Consider the following 14,910-nt stretch of genomic DNA (forward strand, 5'->3'; position numbering starts at 1 on the left):
GGCACTGGGCATTGGTTATGATACATCTTTACTGATATGCCTAGTTCCCAATCCCCATCCCCAGAATTGAAAGTTTCAGCAAGCACCTTGAAACTCTCCGAGCATTTTGACTTCTGGCTCTAAATTAATAGACCAACGTTCTTGCACCTGATGTTGGATGTGGCGAATGAGACAGAAGATATCACTAGCTTTGGCCCCACCCCGGTTAACGATGAAATTAGCATGGAGTAGTGCTACTTGCGCTCCACCAATTTGGTAGCCTTTGAGACCAGTTTGTTCAATTAACCAGCCAGCACTGTAAGGTTTGGGATTGCGGAACACACTCCCACAACTGGGGAAGTTGTACGGTTGGGTGCTTAAGCGATGCTTTTTGTGTTCTTTGGTGATTGCTACAACTTTTGCTGGGTCTGCACCTGGCGCGAGTTGTAAGGTTGCTTGGGTGACTATGCGATCGCCGCCTTGCAATAAGGAAGTCCGATAGCTATAACCTAACTGTTCTGGGGTAAGAGTTTCCAGCGTCCCATTGGGTGAAAGTACCTCGGCACTAACTAACATATCTGCGATACAGCTATTATGTGCCCCTGCATTCATCACAACAGCACCTCCGGCTGTTCCAGGGATGCCAACAGCCCACTCCAATCCTTGCCATCCTAATTCTGCTGCGGCCCATGCCAAACTGGGAATTGATTCTCCGGCAGCAACGGTTAATTGACCAGTTTGGGGGTCAAAGTTGCTGAAGCGGAGGTGACGAGTCGCGATAACTAAGCCTGATATACCGCCATCGCTCACCAGGAGGTTAGAACCGGCTCCCAGTGTTGTCACCTTTAAATCACGTTCTTTTGCGTATTTAAGACTGGCTTGCAGTGCTTCTAAGTTTCGGGGGGCAACATACAAATCAGCTGCTCCTCCAACCCTATAGGAAGTAAAGGCTGACAAGCAAGCCTGGGGCTTAATTGCACAATCAGTATTTGGTAAGTAAATTACTTCACTATCCACCGAATTAGTTGTTTGATGTTTCTTTGTATTCAAAGCAGAAACTGTGCAGACGTTTCCAGCTGCCTGGGAAATGGTCATTTTTACTTTATATTGGTAAAATTTTTACATTAATTTACCGCAAAGATACGGTAATAGAGTTCATAGATGGAACCGTTGCTAGACGGGCGCTTTGCTCAGAAACGAAACTTTGCAAAGTTTCCACTTAAGATGTGGCTTTAGCAGGTTCGCAAAGTGCAGTAATTACTTCAGGAATCACCTGATTCAAGTTCCCAGCTCCTAAAAACAGCGCCAAGTCTCCTGGGCGTAATGTTTTTAACAAGTACTCACGCACTGAGGGTAAAGTTGGTTGATAAACTACCTGCGAATGCTGTTTAGCAATTTCCGCTGCTAGCTGTTCACCAGTAATTTGCCCTAAGTTGGGTTCGCCTGCACTGTAAATATCAGTCAGCACAACCAAATCAGCATGGGTAAAGGACTCGGCAAATTCTTCTAAAAAGGTCAGTGTTCGGCTATAGCGATGGGGTTGGAAGATAGCAACCACTCTTTGTCCTGGTCTTGCCTGTAAACGTGCGGCAGCGAGAGTAACGCGAATCTCGCTAGGATGATGAGCATAGTCATCAATGAAGGTAATACCATCGACTTCGCCCCGCAGCTCAAAGCGTCGTCTTGCTCCTTCAAAGGTTGCAATACCTTTGGCGATCGCTCCAAATTCTAAGTCCAAGGCGCGACCAACAGCTACTGCTGCTAGAGCATTGCTGAGATTGTGCCGACTAAGCAGCCGCAACTTCAACACGCCCAAGGCTTTGCCTCTTTCCCAAACTAGAGCCGTGGTGCCATCAGCACGATAATCAATATTAGTAACGGTGTAGTCAGCGTTGGTATCTGAGTGTAAGCTGTAGCTGATTGTGGGTTGTAAGCGATCGCGCACTGTCGCACAGTCAATACTACCTATTAAAGTTTTACAACCCTTAGCAAATGTCTGGAAGATGTCAATTACTTCTTCTAATGTATCGTAATGGTCAGGATGATCGAGTTCAATATTGGTGATGATGCCAATTTCTGGAGCGTGTTTTACCAAAGAACCATCAGATTCGTCTGCTTCGGCTACCAAATATTGGCTTTGTCCCAATCGAGCATTACCTTCCCAAGCATTGACTTCGCCACCTACTAAAATCGTTGGGTCTAGACCTGCTTCCAGAAGCATATAACCAATCATGCTACTGGTTGTAGTTTTGCCGTGTGTTCCTGCCACTGCAATACTGTAGTAATCGGAAATTAAGGCGGCTAGTACATCTGAACGATGCAAAACTGGACAACCTAATTCCAACGCTGCTTTGTATTCTAAATTATTAGTGTTAATTGCTGTTGAACAAATGACTTGAGGTAATTTTGACTTAGTATCAGCAGGTAATTGTTCTTGTGAATTTAATACTTGAGGACGAAAGAATTCGAGATTACTTGCCTCTTGTCTACCAAAAATATGGGCACCGATAGATTCCAATTTGTGCGTCATGTGGTTTGGACGAAGATCCGAACCTGATACTGGAAATTGACGCTTGGCGAGAACGTATGCCAGAGCAGACATACCTATGCCGCCGATGCCAATAAAATGAAATGGTCTACCACTAAAATCTACAGAATTAGTCATTTATTGCTCCTCTTACACCACACCACACCATAATCACAAATGACACGCGTATCATAACAGGAATTTGATTTTTACCGTAACTACTCCTATATCGTATTTATGTTTAATGCCCAGATGTTGTTTCTGGTCTGGTTTTGCGTGTTCAGAATGATTTTACCTTGGTTGGAGGTTTTTACTATTTCTGAACTGTTGTTAAGATTATTCTGAAAATTTTGGCTACATCGGGAAAGAAATTCTTGTAATGTCAAATACATATTTTTGTCTACCTTACTGGAATTGGCTACATAATACATTGTTTAGTGAAACTGATTTGAAATTGCATCAAGTTTAGCCGTGAATTGACTACAATAGTACATTGGTAAATGAAACTATTTTTCAATTGCATAAAACCCAGGCATAACTGGATGCAGCAACTAGCAATTTTTGGTGGCACATTTGATCCAATTCACTGGGGACACCTGCTCGTAGCCGAGACAGCAATGCAAGAAGTATCTCTTGAAAAGGTAATTTGGGTGCCATCCCTAAATCCTCCTCATAAAGAAGCAGCTTTGTTTGAGCATCGCGTGGAAATGCTGCAATTAGCCATAAAAGATAACCCAGCGTTTACTGTCTCCCTAGTGGAGGCAAATCGCCCTGGGACTTCTTATGCCATTAACACTCTGATTGACTTATCTGCTTGTTACCCAAATACTCACTGGTACTGGATTGTGGGCTTGGATACTTTCCAAACCTTACCTCGTTGGTACCGTGGACACGAACTAGCACAAATGTGTGATTGGTTAATCGCACCCCGACTGCTAGGTGGTGAGACTATAACTCAAAGCAAATTAATCTGCAAGCAAGTGGAGCAACAACTAAAGGAGCAGTCACATACCATTTACTGGCAACTCCTGAATATACCTTTAGTAGGAGTTTCGTCAAGTCTAATTCGCAAATTGTGTCGCGAACGCCAGTCAATTCGTTATTTAGTACCGGAAGCGGTCAGATCATATATCACTAACAACAGTTTGTACTCGAACAAATCTGAATAAATTATGTGTTTTTTTATTGATCTAACACTTTATGGTTATAAGTGCCCCCCCCCTTTGCGATATGATTGGGGTCAACGATATCAACATATAAGCATAAATACAGAGGGCAAGACACTGTGATTAGAGTTGCAATCAACGGTTTCGGGCGGATTGGACGTAATTTTGCGCGTTGCTGGGTGGGTAGAGAGAATAGCAATATCGATCTTGTCGCTATTAATGACACGTCAGATCCTAGAACCAATGCTCACCTGCTGAAGTATGACTCGATGCTAGGTAAGATCAAAGGTGCTGAGATTAGTGCCGATGATAACTCTATCATCGTTAACGGTAAGACCATTAAGTGCGTATCCGATCGCAACCCAGAAAAGTTGCCCTGGAGAGATTGGGGAATTGACCTAATTATCGAAGCAACAGGCGTATTTACTAGCAAAGAAGGAGCGCTAAAGCATGTGAATGCTGGAGCCAAGAAAGTTCTGATTACCGCTCCTGGTAAAAACGAGGATGGCACTTTTGTGGTTGGTGTGAATCATCATGATTATGACCACAACATACACAACATTATCAGTAACGCTAGTTGTACTACCAACTGTTTGGCACCAATTGCCAAGGTGTTGAACGATAAGTTCGGCATCATCAAAGGTACGATGACCACCACCCACAGCTATACAGGCGACCAGCGTTTGCTAGACGCTTCTCACCGGGATTTGCGACGGGCGAGGGCCGCAGCGATAAACATTGTACCCACCTCCACTGGTGCAGCAAAAGCAGTGGCTTTGGTTATCCCAGACCTGAAAGGCAAGCTTAATGGCGTTGCCTTACGCGTACCAACCCCGAACGTCTCAATGGTAGATTTCGTAGTTCAGGTTGAGAAGCGTACTATTACTGAAGAAGTTAACCAAGCTCTCAAAGATGCTGCTGAAGGCCCACTTAAAGGCATTTTGGACTATAGCGAACTAGAACTGGTATCTTCCGATTATCAAGGTAGCGATGCTTCTTCGATTGTTGATTCCAGCTTGACTTTGGTTATGGGCAATGACTTAGTAAAAGTTATGGCGTGGTATGACAACGAGTGGGGTTACAGCCAACGAGTTTTGGATTTGGCAGAATTGGTAGCTGAGAAGTGGCAATAATTTGTCATTGGTCATTAGTCATTGGTCACTTGTACTGAGCGTAGTCGTACCACTTCGTGGAAGCAAGCTACGCGTAGCGTCTCGCAGAGAAGTATTAGTTTTTCACAAAAGACAAAGGACTATTGACTAAAATGCTGAAATCCCTGACTGAGGTTCAGAACTTGGTCAGGGAATTTTTTTTGTTCGTCGTGCAATAGTACTGTTGATCCGGGTGTAATGTTGCCGACGATCGCAGCACCTTGACCAAGATGTTGTACTAAGGCTAATGCTGACTCTCGTGGCAAGCAAAGCACTAATTCAAAGTCTTCGCCACCGTATAGAGCATAAGCTAGCGCTTGCTCTTCTATTAGCCAATGGTCAAAAGCTGCTGGCATGGAAATTTGTCTGCGTTCTAGGACAGCGCCAACACCACTGGCGCGGCAGATTTGGATAATTGCATCTGCCAAACCATCACTGCTATCCATACCAGCTATGGGCATGGGGCATTGGGATGCTAAAATTTTCCAGAGGATTGGTAAGACATCTAATCGTGGTTGTGGACGTTGATGTGCGTGGATTAGAGCTGTGCGTTCTACATCTTTGAGGTTTTGTCCTAATTCGGGGTGTAAGAGCAGTTCTAAGCCAGCGTGAGAGGCTCCATGAACCCCTGTAACAACGATCGCATCTCCCACTACAGCAGCAGAACGGCGGATAATTTGATTAGGGTTAACTTGACCAAAAGCGGTAATTGCCAAAGTCTTCACAGGCGATCGCACGACATCGCCCCCAACAATTGAGGTATTGTATTTTTGCAGGCATTCTGTCATTCCCTGGTACAGTCGCTCAACCCAACTCACCCTAACTTCACCGGGGAGTCCCAACCCAACGGTAATTCCTAGTGGAGAAGCACCCATCGCTGCTAAATCTGATAAATTGGCAGCAGCAGCCCGCCAACCAGCATCTTCTGGGGAAGTGGTGAGGTTGCTAAAATGTACGCCATCAACCAGCACATCTGTAGTCACTACCAAAGATTGCTCTGGTGAAGTCACAAGCACTGCTGCATCATCGCCGATAATTTCTGGAGGACAAAAACGCTGCAATCTTTCTAAAAGACCTTGTTCACCAATATCTTTTACTTGTTGAGAAGAGAAATCACTGTTCACGATCGGTTTTCCGTGCTGAAAAATTACTAAGAAAACTGATGATTTGTTTTACTGTTTAATATAAGGGTATCGTCTAGGAGTCAGTTGGGATGGTAACAACACCAGTAACCAGCATCACATTTGAAGAGTACTTAACCTATGATGATGGTAGCGATTTTCATTATGAACTGGTGGATGGCAAGCTAGAGCTAATGAACCCACCTACTATTGAACATTTCCTGATTGCCAAATTTCTTGAGCAAGTACTAGATGCAGAAATTAAACGTTGTAGCTCACCTTGGCTGTGTTTTCGAGAAAGTGGGGTGAGAACGGGGAGAAATAAATCTAGGTTGACTGATTTGTGTGTGGTGACGCTTGAGCAAGCTAGGGAATTGTTGAATGCCTCAGCAGTATTTCAGTCACCGCCTTTACTAATTGTCGAGGTGGTCAGTCCAGAGTCGGTTAAACGGGATTATCGTCATAAGCGTTCTGAATATGCGGCCTTAGAGGTTCCTGAATATTGGATTGTAGACCCACTGGAAGCAAAGGTTTCAGTGTTACTACTGGAAGATGGATTTTACGAAGAAATAGTTTTTACTGGTACTCAGGAAATTGTATCACGGACTTTTCTAGAATTAGCGATTACAGTTGATCAAGTATTCACCGCCGGGAATCTAAATCAGGGGAGTTAGGAGAGACGCGATTAATCGCGTCTGTACAGGAATTATTCTCCCCCTGTTCCCTGCTTCCTTCTTATGATGCTTGCGGCTCAACCAGATTTTCTATTCCTTGAACGACTTTTGCCGATTCAATTTTGTCACCCGCCTTTAGTTTATCCAAAACTTCTTTGCCTTCGGTGAGATAGCCAAAAACGGCATAGCGACCATCTAAGAGGTTGCGTCCGGCGGGAGTGAGTTCTGGTTCAAACAAAAAGAAGAAGAATTGCGATGAACCACCATTTACTTCACTTTCGGGGCGAGCCATGACTACTGCACCAAAAGCAGAGAAAGGCAGAACTGGCATATCAACGTAACGACCAGCTTCTTCTAGCGTAATCCCATAAGTAGGTGCTTTATCACCCTGAACTAAAACTTCTAAGGGAATAGCGCGATATTCGCCCGTCTTGGGATCAATGAAACCTACATCTTTACCTGCGGGATCTCCAGTTTGCAGAAAGTAAGATTCTTCAGAACGGGTAAATTCTAAGCCATTGTAAAAACCCCTCTGTACTAAATCTACAAAATTACCAGCAGTCACAGGGGCGCTATAACCATCCACGACGACAGTCAAATCGCCTTTGTTAGTTTTGAACTCTACCGTGGCACGACCTTTCAGTTGTGGCAGGTTACTGTACTCAGTAGGCACTTCAAAGGGGAATTCTTTCACCATTGACTCTTCTATCTGAGTCACAAGATTTAGAAGTTTGCCTCTCTCTTGCAGAATTTGTTCTTTATCTTTGCTGTTCGCCAATTCTTCTAATTTACCCACCCCAGATTTCAACTCGGTAATCCAAGCTTCTGCTTGGGGTTGGCGTTCTGTGGGAACGCTTGTTAAGATTTGGGAGGGTTTATCGAGAATTCGGGATGCTTTGCTGATGTCTTTGGAAATAGCACCCCATCGCCGATTAGCCCGCAGTTGGGCAGAGATGTCCTCTAAACTGGCTTGTAGTTGCCGTACAGGTTTGTTATCTATCGGGAGTGCATACCGCAACAAAGCCTTGCCGTCGGTGATTGCGTTGCCGGCTGGCAGCGCGGCGCTACTGGAGGGAGTCCACCCAGCTGTAGTTATGCCTAAAAATATTGTTACCAGCAGTATTGCCATTAGGCTGTTCTTCAGCCAGGATTTTAATAAGTTAAGCATGGGATAACTCAAATGCAGCATTAAATTGTTGACTGGACGTAACCCATCAATAATCTTCCCACGTTAAGGGCGGAGGATAAATGACAAATACTTTGACAACTCTTGGAGACGCTACGCATTAGCGAAGCTTTCGCTTTAGCGATACGCTCAGTACAAATGACAAATGATAAATGACTAATGACAAATGCCCAATGACGGCTCTAGAAGGGTACAATAAATGCCGATTGTCTTCCAAAATTTGAAAGTTTCATGATCTCCAGTAACGACTTTCGACCCGGTGTTTCGATTGTATTAGATGGGTCTGTATGGCGAGTGCTAGAATTCTTGCACGTCAAACCAGGCAAAGGTTCCGCCTTTGTCCGAACTAAGTTAAAAAATGTCCAAAGTGGGAGCGTGATGGAAAAAACGTTCCGAGCTGGGGAAACTGTGCCCCAAGCTACTCTAGAAAAAAGCACGATGCAGCATACCTATAAAGAGGGCGATGAGTTCGTCTTTATGGATATGGAAACCTACGAAGAAGGCAGATTGACCCGCGCACAAATTGGCGATCGCGTCAAATACCTGAAGGAAGGTATGGAAGCTGAAGTTATTAAGTGGGGCGATCAGGTTCTAGGAGTAGAATTGCCTAAATCTGTGGTTCTGGAAATTGTACAAACAGATCCAGGCTTAAAAGGTGACACTGCTACCGGTGGTTCAAAACCAGCAACTTTGGAAACCGGTGCAATTGTGATGGTTCCTTTGTTTATTTCTCAAGGAGAACGCATCAAAGTTGATACCCAGGAAGATAAATATATCAGCAGGGAATAACTTTCATCTCTATGGAGATGCTTGCTCCCGATTGAAATCCCTACATAGGGATTTAATCCCTGCCACACTTAAGATGCTAATTTACGGATAGGTCGAGGTAATAAAAACTGTGCCATTGGACTTTAATGAAATCCGCCAACTATTGGCAACTATCGCACAAACAGATATTGCAGAAGTAACGCTCAAAAGCGATGATTTTGAACTAACAGTCCGTAAGGCTGTGAGCGTCAGCAATCAGATGTTGTCGGTAGGTCAAGCAACCTTCGGCGGTGTGGTAGGTTCTGGCTTGACATCGGGTTCATCTGGAGGAAACCAGGTGAACGCGAGTCAGGTAACGGAGGTGTCCACATCTCGCGTGTTTGAGAATACTGGTACTAGCACACAATTGCAGTTGTCAGTAAATGCTCCCTCAATCATCGATCAGAGATTAGTAGAAGTGCCTTCCCCAATGGTGGGAACGTTTTATCGCGCTCCTGCGCCTGGAGAAGCGGCATTTGTGGAAGTTGGCGATCGCGTCCGCAAGGGTCAAACCGTCTGTATCATTGAGGCCATGAAGCTGATGAATGAAATCGAAGCCGAAGTCTCTGGACAAGTGATGGAAATTCTTCTCCAAAATGGTGACGCTGTAGAATATGGTCAACCTTTGATGCGAATTAACCCCGATTAAGTATTAATCTATATATCAAATGAGTCATCTGAAATGAGTCATCGTTAAAACTTCAGTCCTTGCGGGTTAATCCTGATGAAACAAACGTTGCCTTTACCGCCAGAAGTGGTGCAACAAGTAGCTGAATACTTCAGCCTGTTAAGTGAGCCGATGCGCTTGCGGCTGCTCCACTTATTACGGGATGAAGAAAAATGCGTGCAAGAGTTGGTAGAGGCAACACAGACTTCTCAGGCAAATGTGTCAAAACACCTGAAGGTAATGTGGCAAGCAGGTATCCTTAGCCGCCGCAGTGAAGGAACTTGCGCCTATTACCGGGTGGAAGATGAAATGATTTTTGATTTGTGTAATCGGGTTTGCGATCGCCTGGCCACAAGGTTAGAGGAGCAAGCCCGTAATTTTCGTGTGTTAAATAGCAAACGTTAGGTCTTTTGTCATTTGTCATTTGTCCTTTGTCCTTTGCTAATGACCAATGACTAATGACCAATGACCAAGAACTAAAGCTGATAATTTTTCTCAAAGCTTTCACGAGTTAGTGGTTGTTGTAACTCTACGCCTTCACCACCTAAAACATCCAATGGTTTACCGTTCACGTCAATGTAAACCTTGGCTTTAGGATTTAAACTTGTCGCAGTATAAACAACTTGTCCGACACGACCCATCATTGATGTGCTACCACCACCACTGGTAAAATCTTCAGATAAATTAACGTGAACTTCGTCATTTTCTGATTTCAGTCCCAACAGCTTAGTTCCTTTGGGGATAGTTGTGGAATCTGTTCCTTCTGTTGGGCCTGCCAACAAACTTTGGAAAGCTGCTTCTAAAGGCTGGTTGGCTCGTATAGAAGCGACTTTAACTGGTTGGGGAACCAAAGCAACACTTTTGTCTTTTGGTCTGAGCCAATAAACATTAGGGGTTTGCTCGTTAGCTGGCTGCCTAGTTGATGGCTGTGCTGGTTGAGCGATGGGCCCAGAGGGATTTGATGGTGTGGGAGGATTGCTGGAGTGTGTAGTAAACCAAGCCACACCGCCACCCACCGCTACAACCACTGCTGAAACGGCTGCAATTGCGCCTGAAGAAATGCGATTAGATCCTTGTTGGTCTTTCATGTTCAAAACCTTCCTGACTGAGGGCTGATATGGTCGTTATGTGAGGAGCAGCCTGGTTAAAGACGATACTTACAAGTAGAGAGTTTCCCGAAACCTGGAGGAGACTTTATGCCTCAAAGGGCGATTATTTTTAATTCCGCAAGTCCCTTTTTCAATTTTAGAATTTATATTTCTAATCCGTCACCTACCAAATTATGTAAATTTCATTCTTTTTGGAGATGATTAATTTACAAGGCAGAGGAACGCTGAGTAAAACGCAGAGGAACGCAAAGTAAAGTATTGATTCCTCTGCGTAAATGTTGAAGTTTAATTTTTTACCTGAGTGGCGGCGGTAATCCACTGTTTGAGTGTGGTTGTAACTTCCTCGATGACAATTTCTTGAGAGTTGCAGGTGGCTCTTTCTACAACTTCCACTTTGCCATTAGCGATCGCGCGTCCGGTTACAATTCTATAAGGGATGCCAATCAAGTCAGCATCTTTAAATTTCACTCCCGCTCGTTCATCGCGGTCATCTAGTAGGGTTTCAATTCCTGCTTGATTGAGTTCTGTGTAAAGTTTTTGGGCGACTTCGATTTGTTGAGCATCTTTAATGTTAGGAATCGTGATGATTGCGTGGTAGGGTGCGATCGCAACGGGCCAAATAATCCCATCTTTATCATAAGATTGCTCTACGGCAGCTTGTGCTAACCGCGACACGCCTACACCAAAACAACCCATAAATAACGGCTTTTCTTCACCCTGTTCGTTGGTATAAGTTGCACCCATGGCTTGGGAATACTTAGTGCCTAATTGGAAGATGTGACCTGCTTCAATTCCACGGGCGCTTTGTAAGGTTTGTTCTGGGTTATGGATGGCGCGATCGCCTGGTCTTGACTTGCGAATATCTACTATTCGCTCTGGTAACTTAAATTGCTCACCCCAATTAGCACCAACTACGTGATAACCAGCTTCATTTGCACCTGTAACAAAGTTTTTTAAATCAACTGCTGTTTGATCTACCAAGCGCAAAAACTTGGGATGGATCTGTTTATTAGCAGTAATATACTCATCTGCGATATCTGGCGCAATGTAGCCTAAAGGTAGAGATTTGGCTGTCCATGTTTGCTGTGCTTCTACATTTGGTACATTCAAACTAATAATAGTTTTAGCGCCATATTCCGAAGCTAATTTAGTCAATTCATTTTGCAATTTGACTTCATTAACTTCCTGATCGCCTCGAATGTTCACCAGAACTAACACTGTTGCGCCATTATCATAAACTGTCTGATAAAGGACATTTTTCACCAATTGAGTCGGAGAACAGTTGAGGAGTTGACACACCTTTTCAATCGTTTCTGTTCCAGGTGTATCGCGTTTCTCGTAGGTTGTAAACCGTGAGGTTTCGGCATCAATTGGTAAAGAAACAGCCTTTTCTACGTTAGCGGCGTATTTACCATCCTCAGTGTAGAGAACTTCGTCTTCACCAGCTTCCGCCAAAATCATAAATTCTGTGGAACCAGAACCACCAATTGCACCAGAATCAGCTTCCACTGCGCGAAAAGCTAAACCAGAACGCCGCAGAATATTGCTGTAGGCTTTATACATATCCTGGTACGTTTCCTTGAGGCTGGCTTCATCGGTATGGAAGGAGTAGCCGTCCTTCATGATAAATTCGCGTCCGCGCATCAAACCAAAACGGGGACGAATTTCATCGCGGAATTTAGTTTGAATTTGGTAGAGGTGTAGGGGTAACTGGCGATAAGAGCGAATCATATCACGAGCGATCGCTGTGATTACTTCTTCGTGAGTTGGGCCTAATCCTAATTGTTGCTCACGGCGGTCAATTAGGGAAAACATAATCCCCTCAGCTTTAGTGTAAGTATCCCAACGTCCCGATTCTTTCCATAAATCAGCCGGTTGTAATTGCGGTAAGAGACATTCTTGTGCGCCTGTAGCGTTCATTTCTTCCCGCACAATCTGGGAAACTTTTTGCAGTACCCGCCACATTAACGGCAAATAGGCATAAAGACCACTACCGATGCGACGAATATAACCTGCACGGAGTAATAATTTATGACTAGGAATCTCGGCATCAGCCGGATCATCCCGCAGTGTAACAAATAACATTTGTGAAAGTCGCATCGTTTATTCCCTTATTCCCTTTCTAGAATCTCTAATTTGTTATAAACCAATACGGTTCAGTTAAGGTCTACTGGCAACAATTTTGGGTTTTCGAGACGCGATAAATCGCCGTCTCTACAGGTGTTTTGCTGCTCATTCTGAACTGGATTGTGATATAATCTTTGCAACTATTTAATCTAGGTCTAGGTTATGAGTCCTTTGACATTAAAACTAGACACCGTTCACTTGAGTGACGAACAATTTTATCACTTATGTCAAAATAACCGCGAATTGAAATTTGAACGCACTACCAAGGGAGAATTAATCATTATGTCCCCCGTTGGAGGTGAAAGCGGCAATCGAGAAGCAGATTTAATTATTGATTTGGGAATCTGGAATCGGCAAACTGGCCTTGGATTTACCTTCAGTTCTTCTACTATATTCAAATTACCCAATGGTGCTGACCGTTCGCCAGATGCCGCTTGGATTAAAGGAGAACGTTGGCAAGCACTTACACCTGAACAAAGACGCAAATTTCCCCCCATTGCACCCGATTTTGTCATTGAATTAAGATCAGCAACAGATGATTTGGAAATGTTGCGTTCCAAAATGCAGGAATATATAAATGCAGGGGTGCAATTAGCATGGTTAATTAACCCTCAACAGCAACAAGTAGAAATTTATCGCCAAAAACAAGATGTAGAAGTGCAAAATCTACCCACACAATTATCGGGTGAAGATGTATTGCCAGGATTTAGGTTGAGTCTTTCTTGTTATTAAGATTTGCAAGTGCCGCTAAACTCCACTATTTGACCATACTTTTCATTGCAGCAGAAAATACTTTATAAGTCTGCGTAAGTACGCTTCATTAAAATAATCTGCGTAGACTAAGAAGGTATCCTAGTTTTCTAACCTGAGTAATGTGCCAAGCACAGTGCAAGAGGCAGGTTTTACCTCGACTTCATTACTCAGGGCATATTACAGCCGTTAGGATATCTTAAAAGAAATAACCATCAGGCGATTAAAATCAGGGAATCTTTAGGAGAAACTACTTTGGCAGATGTAATTTATCAAGCACAGGCACCCTTAGAATTCATCCCTCCGGCGTTTAACCCTTTATTTCTACGATTCGTCCATCTGTTGCTACCCAGTTGGATAAACTGGCAAACACCTATTACCCAAATTGAAGCAGACAACGTAGAGGTGCTGGTGGATCTCTATCGCCAGTTTCAGGAGGGTAAGATCCGTTTTATGCTGGCATTTCGCCATCCCAAAACAGATGATCCACTTTGTTTGGGTTACTTGCTGTCTCAAATTGTACCAAAGACAGCGCGATCGCAAGGTACAACACTACAACATCCCATTCACGCTCATTTTATCTACGATCGCGGCATTCCTCTCTGGGCAGGTTCCCACGTTGGTTGGATTGCTTCTCGTTTAGGTGGGACTCCGATTCAGCGAGGTAAGGCTGACTGGACGGGGTTACGTTCGGCGCGTGACTTGTTTGCCAATGGTAAATTCCCAATGGCTGCTGCGCCAGAGGGTGCAACCAATGGTTTATCGGAGAATATCAGCCCCTTAGAACCTGGTATTGCCCAATTAGGCTTTTGGTGTGCTGAAGATTTGCACAAAGCTGAACGCCCCGAACAGGTTCTAATTGTACCAGTTGGGATTAAATATAGTTACGTTGATGCTCCTTGGGGTGCGATCGCTAATCTTTTAAGTGAATTGGAAGCGGCTAGTGGTTTACCTGTGAATTCAGCAGAAAATGCTTCTATAGAGTCGCTTTATCCCCGATTGTTGGCTTTGGCAGAACATTTACTTTTGCTAATGGAAGAATTTTACACACGGTTTTATCATCAAAAATTGCCAGATGCGAAGATTGTAACTGGGCAAATTCCAGATAGAAATGAAGCATTAGCAGTTCGTTTACAAGCATTGTTGAATGCAGCACTGTTAATATCAGAACAGTATTTTAATTTGCAGTCAAAAGGTAGTTTGAGTGACCGTTGTCGGCGAGTCGAGCAAGCGGGTTGGAATTATATATTTAGAGAAGAATTTAAGGATGTAAAAGGAGTATCTGCTGTAGAAAGAGCTTTAGGCGATCGCGTTGCAGAAGAAGCGAATGCGCGGATGTGGCACATGCGTTTAGTAGAAAGCTTTGTAGCAGTTTCTGGTAATTATATCCGTGAAAACCCAACAGCAGAAAGGTTTGCTGAAACGACTTTAATTTTATGGCAGATGATTGCTAAAATCAAAGGCGATAAAGCTGTGCAGCGTCCGCAATTGGGTAAGCAAAAAGTTAAAATTACTGTGGGTGAACCCATATCTATTTCTGAGCGTTACCCAAAGTATAAGGAAAATCGTTTGGGTGCTAGGCAAGCTGTTGCTGATGTAACGAATGATTTACAACACGCGTTGGAAAAATTAATTTAAAAAGTAAG

Annotated in this window: 14 protein-coding genes; 8 read left to right on the forward strand and 6 right to left on the reverse strand. The window is 43.8% G+C overall.

Annotation, left to right across the window (positions count from 1 at the left end; translation table 11 throughout):
* Positions 1-75: 75 nt before the first annotated feature.
* Together murB and murC are read right to left on the reverse strand one after the other, a co-directional pair.
* Entirely contained in the window at positions 76-1,074 is a 999-nt protein-coding gene (murB, locus tag GJB62_RS03135; protein ID WP_114083710.1) for a UDP-N-acetylmuramate dehydrogenase, read from the reverse strand.
* Between the two features lie 124 nt (positions 1,075-1,198).
* The gene (murC, locus tag GJB62_RS03140) at positions 1,199-2,644 is read right to left on the reverse strand and encodes a UDP-N-acetylmuramate--L-alanine ligase (protein ID WP_114083709.1); all 1,446 of its coding nucleotides are present in this window, start codon (positions 2,642-2,644) and stop codon (positions 1,199-1,201) included.
* Between the two features lie 404 nt (positions 2,645-3,048).
* Here murC and nadD point away from each other — a divergent pair, with 404 nt between their 5' ends.
* Both nadD and GJB62_RS03150 read left to right on the forward strand, forming a co-directional pair.
* Complete coding sequence (gene nadD / locus GJB62_RS03145) at positions 3,049-3,675, forward strand: nicotinate (nicotinamide) nucleotide adenylyltransferase (protein ID WP_114083708.1); 627 nt, start codon at positions 3,049-3,051, stop codon at positions 3,673-3,675.
* Between the two features lie 116 nt (positions 3,676-3,791).
* Positions 3,792-4,805, forward strand: a complete 1,014-nt coding sequence (locus tag GJB62_RS03150; protein ID WP_114083707.1) for a type I glyceraldehyde-3-phosphate dehydrogenase — start codon at positions 3,792-3,794, stop codon at positions 4,803-4,805.
* Positions 4,806-4,924: 119 nt separating this feature from the next.
* On the opposite strand, the gene thiL is transcribed toward GJB62_RS03150, so the two are convergent.
* Complete coding sequence (gene thiL, locus GJB62_RS03155; RefSeq protein ID WP_114083706.1) at positions 4,925-5,947, reverse strand: thiamine-phosphate kinase; 1,023 nt, start codon at positions 5,945-5,947, stop codon at positions 4,925-4,927.
* An 89-nt stretch (positions 5,948-6,036) separates the two neighbouring features.
* On the opposite strand from thiL, the gene GJB62_RS03160 reads away from it, so the two are divergent.
* Positions 6,037-6,618: a Uma2 family endonuclease gene (locus tag GJB62_RS03160; RefSeq protein WP_114083705.1), complete on the forward strand. Its 582-nt coding sequence runs from the start codon at positions 6,037-6,039 to the stop codon at positions 6,616-6,618.
* A 61-nt stretch (positions 6,619-6,679) separates the two neighbouring features.
* Here GJB62_RS03160 and GJB62_RS03165 read toward each other — a convergent pair whose 3' ends face one another.
* Positions 6,680-7,786, reverse strand: coding sequence for a peptidylprolyl isomerase (locus tag GJB62_RS03165; RefSeq protein ID WP_114083730.1), 1,107 nt, complete (start codon positions 7,784-7,786; stop codon positions 6,680-6,682).
* Between the two features lie 249 nt (positions 7,787-8,035).
* On the opposite strand from GJB62_RS03165, the gene efp reads away from it, so the two are divergent.
* From efp to GJB62_RS03180, 3 genes are all read left to right on the forward strand, one after another.
* The gene (gene efp, locus GJB62_RS03170) at positions 8,036-8,593 is read left to right on the forward strand and encodes an elongation factor P (protein ID WP_114083704.1); all 558 of its coding nucleotides are present in this window, start codon (positions 8,036-8,038) and stop codon (positions 8,591-8,593) included.
* Positions 8,594-8,702: 109 nt separating this feature from the next.
* A complete protein-coding gene (gene accB, locus GJB62_RS03175) occupies positions 8,703-9,260 on the forward strand; it encodes an acetyl-CoA carboxylase biotin carboxyl carrier protein (RefSeq protein ID WP_114083703.1) in 558 nt (185 codons plus the stop codon).
* Positions 9,261-9,335: 75 nt separating this feature from the next.
* Positions 9,336-9,683 (forward strand): metalloregulator ArsR/SmtB family transcription factor, encoded by a 348-nt coding sequence (locus GJB62_RS03180; protein WP_012407243.1) that lies wholly within the window; start codon positions 9,336-9,338, stop codon positions 9,681-9,683.
* A 71-nt stretch (positions 9,684-9,754) separates the two neighbouring features.
* Here the strand turns inward: GJB62_RS03180 and GJB62_RS03185 are convergent, their stop codons facing one another.
* Positions 9,755-10,366: a GerMN domain-containing protein gene (locus GJB62_RS03185; protein WP_114083702.1), complete on the reverse strand. Its 612-nt coding sequence runs from the start codon at positions 10,364-10,366 to the stop codon at positions 9,755-9,757.
* Positions 10,367-10,672: 306 nt separating this feature from the next.
* On the reverse strand, positions 10,673-12,487 hold the full coding sequence (locus tag GJB62_RS03190) for a proline--tRNA ligase (protein ID WP_114083701.1): 1,815 nt from the start codon (positions 12,485-12,487) through the stop codon (positions 10,673-10,675).
* 189 nt (positions 12,488-12,676) lie between these two features.
* On the opposite strand from GJB62_RS03190, the gene GJB62_RS03195 reads away from it, so the two are divergent.
* Together GJB62_RS03195 and GJB62_RS03200 are read left to right on the forward strand one after the other, a co-directional pair.
* A complete protein-coding gene (locus tag GJB62_RS03195) occupies positions 12,677-13,246 on the forward strand; it encodes a Uma2 family endonuclease (RefSeq protein WP_114083700.1) in 570 nt (189 codons plus the stop codon).
* Between the two features lie 273 nt (positions 13,247-13,519).
* On the forward strand, positions 13,520-14,902 hold the full coding sequence (locus GJB62_RS03200) for a 1-acyl-sn-glycerol-3-phosphate acyltransferase (RefSeq protein ID WP_114083699.1): 1,383 nt from the start codon (positions 13,520-13,522) through the stop codon (positions 14,900-14,902).
* Positions 14,903-14,910 lie beyond the last annotated feature (8 nt).

It is taken from the genome of Nostoc sp. ATCC 53789 (assembly GCF_009873495.1).
Taxonomy (GTDB): Bacteria; Cyanobacteriota; Cyanobacteriia; order Cyanobacteriales; family Nostocaceae; genus Nostoc; species Nostoc muscorum_A.